2 protein-coding genes are annotated in these 539 nt (G+C 35.3%); one reads left to right on the forward strand and one right to left on the reverse strand.

Annotation, left to right across the window (positions count from 1 at the left end):
• Positions 1–320: Lrp/AsnC family transcriptional regulator (locus tag ACFIO3_RS15495; RefSeq protein ID WP_375704825.1), on the forward strand; the 320-nt coding region annotated here is incomplete at its 5' end.
• A 27-nt stretch (positions 321–347) separates the two neighbouring features.
• Here the strand turns inward: ACFIO3_RS15495 and ACFIO3_RS15500 are convergent.
• Positions 348–539 (reverse strand): nicotinate-nucleotide--dimethylbenzimidazole phosphoribosyltransferase (locus ACFIO3_RS15500; RefSeq protein ID WP_375704826.1); only part of this gene is annotated, 192 nt, incomplete at its 5' end.

Below are 539 nucleotides of genomic sequence, written 5' to 3' on the forward strand. Positions count from 1 at the left end.
AAGTAAACGCACACGTCACTGTTTTTGTGTCTATTCGCACAAATACACATAGTCATGAATGGTTTAAGCGTTTTTCAAAAATTGTGCAAGAATTCCGTGAAGTCATTGAATTTTATCGAATGAGTGGAGATATTGACTATTTATTGCGTGTTGTTGTGCCCAACATTGAAGCTTATGATCTTTTTTATAAAAAATTAATTTCTAAAATTGACATCCGTGATGTCTCTTCTTCTTTCGCAATGGAACAGATTAAATATACAACAGAACTTCCACTTAATTATATTAAATTACACGACAAGACGCATGAACAAAGCTCTTAAGATTTTTTATATCCGTCTTATGATCTTTTAGGCATTCAAACTTTCTTGTTCCAAAACCGCCATTTGTGCATGAGTTAAAACAGCAGCTTTGACAATACCAGCTGCCATAGCTGCTCCTGTCCCTTCACCAAGACGCATCCCCAAATCTAGAAGTGGTTCTTTGCCAATTTTTTGTAAAAGTTTACGATGGACTTTTTCAGAAGAAACATGTCCAACGAG

The sequence above is a fragment of the Bartonella sp. AD328YNZD genome (genome assembly GCF_042196425.1).